At 74.0% G+C, this 1,919-nt stretch carries 3 protein-coding genes; 1 reads left to right on the top strand and 2 read right to left on the bottom strand.

Annotated features, from left to right (window positions below):
• Window positions 1-1,010 (bottom strand): aminopeptidase (locus tag E5198_RS21040; RefSeq protein ID WP_372239901.1); only part of this gene is annotated, 1,010 nt, incomplete at its 3' end.
• A gap of 89 nt (window positions 1,011-1,099) precedes the next feature.
• On the opposite strand from E5198_RS21040, the gene E5198_RS21035 reads away from it, so the two are divergent.
• Window positions 1,100-1,513 carry a hypothetical protein gene (locus E5198_RS21035; protein ID WP_136491844.1) on the top strand — a complete coding sequence of 138 codons (414 nt, stop codon included), beginning with the start codon at window positions 1,100-1,102 and terminating at the stop codon, window positions 1,511-1,513.
• A 49-nt stretch (window positions 1,514-1,562) separates the two neighbouring features.
• Here E5198_RS21035 and E5198_RS21030 read toward each other — a convergent pair.
• Window positions 1,563-1,919, bottom strand: a 357-nt coding sequence (locus E5198_RS21030; protein WP_256659236.1) for a LysR substrate-binding domain-containing protein, incomplete at its 5' end; no start/stop codon positions are given.

Raw genomic sequence — 1,919 nt, 5'->3', positions numbered from 1 at the left:
CGCTCGCGGCGCGCGCCCTCGCCCAGCGCGGCCAGCTCGGCGGCGCGCGCATGGAAGCGCGGCCAGTCGCCGCCGGCCTCGGCGAACAGCGCGGCGAAGGCCGGCACCCACTGCTCGTAGAGGCCGAACGGCAGCAGCCGCGCGTTGTTCAGCGGGCGGGCGAACCAGGCGTCGAAGCGGGCATCGCCCTGCCAGGGGCCGTCGCGCAGCGCCGCATACTCGCCGCGCAGGCGCTGGAACTCGGCCTGCTTGAGCGCACGCAGCGCCTCGATCGGCAGCGGGCGGGCGTACAGCGCCTCGAGGCGCGCGCGGCTGGCCATCACCAGCGCGACGAACTGCTCGCGCTGGCGCTCCAGGTGCGCCGGCGGCGGCGGCAGGCCGCGGGCGCGGCGCCACTGGCGCAGGCCCTCCTCCTCGACGAAGCGCGCGTAGGACTCGTTGAAGGCGGTGTCGCCGGGCAGGTACAGGCGCTGGTGGGCCAGCTCGTGGAAGATCAGCGCCGCCAGCCGCGCATCGTTCCAGGCCAGCATGCCGGCGAGCAGCGGATCGTCGAACCAGCCGAGGGTGGAATAGGCCTCCACCCCGGCCACCGCGGTGTCCAGCCCCTGCACGCGCAGCAGCGCGGCGGCGCCGCGGGCGCGCTGCTCGTCGAACCAGCCGCGGTAGGCCACGCAGCCGGCGATGGGGAAGCAGTGGGTCACCGGCTCCAGGGAGAACTCGGGCGTGGCGAACAGGTTCCACACCACGTAGGGGCGCTTGAGGTCGGCGTACAGGCGGTAGCTGCGGTTGTCCGGCAGGGCCAGCCGCGCGCTGGCGAAGTCGCGGGCATCCTGCGCCAGCGTCAGGCGCTGGCGCAGCTCGGCGGGCTGCTGCGGATCGGCGAGCAGCTCGGCCACCGGCTGGCGCGCGGCCAGCAGCTGCCACTGGCCGCCGGCCAGTTGGGCGTAGTAGCCGAGGCTGGAGCAGCCGGAGAGCAGGACGAGCAGCAGGAGCAGGCAGAGGCGCGACATGCCGACCACGCTAGCCGATCGCCCCATCTGCCGCCAGCCAGCGTGCGACGCTATGCTGAACACAGATCCCCCACTTCCCGGAGCCCGCCATGCGCGCCCTCCTCCTGCTGGCCGCGCTGAGCCTGCTCGGCGCCTGCGCCAGCCCCCTGCCTGCCCCCGACCCGCAGCAGGCGTGGATCGACTTGCGTACCGAACCCGGCGAGCTGCTGATGGCCGAGAAGCTCGACGGCCGGCGCCTCGACGACGGTCGCTACTTCCAGATCAGCCCCGGCGCCCACCGCCTGGAGGCGAGCTACCGCTTCGAGGAGTACATCGGCTCGATGTTCGCCCGCGACCCGGTGTACATGCTCTGCTACCTGCGCCTCGACTACGCCGGCTTCGCCGCCGGGGCGCGCTACCGCTTCGCAGCACGCCACCAGCTGCTGCGGACCGAGTCCTGGCTGGAAGACGCCAGCGGCAAGCGCCTGGCCGACGGCCAGGAGTGGCATTGCATCAACCAGTAGGGGCGAATTCATTCGCCACAATGCCGCGTAAAGGCGAATGAATTCGCCCCTACGGGGTCGTCGCCAGCTCGGCGCGTAGCCACGCCGCCAGCTCCACCGCCCGGCGGTCGCCGCCGCGTGCCGGCATCCACAGCGCCAGGCGCGCCGGGGTGGCGACGAAACCCCACGGCGCCTCCAGCCGCCCGGCGGCCAGGTCGTCGGCGACCAAGAGCTGCGGGGCGATGGCCACGCCGAGGCCGGCCACCGCCGCCTCCAGCAGGTAGTAGAGATGCTCGAAGCCCTGGCCGAGGCTGAGGCCGGCCGGATCGAGCCCCTGCGCCCGCGCCCACTGCGGCCAGGCCTGCGGCCGCGAGGCGGTGTGCAGCAGCGGCTCGCCGAGCAGCGCGCCAGCCGGCGCTGCGCGCAG

The organism is Pseudomonas sp. A-1 (assembly GCF_004801855.1).
In the GTDB taxonomy this organism is placed as follows: domain Bacteria; phylum Pseudomonadota; class Gammaproteobacteria; order Pseudomonadales; family Pseudomonadaceae; genus Geopseudomonas.
This window is presented reverse-complemented; position numbering and strand designations above follow the sequence as displayed.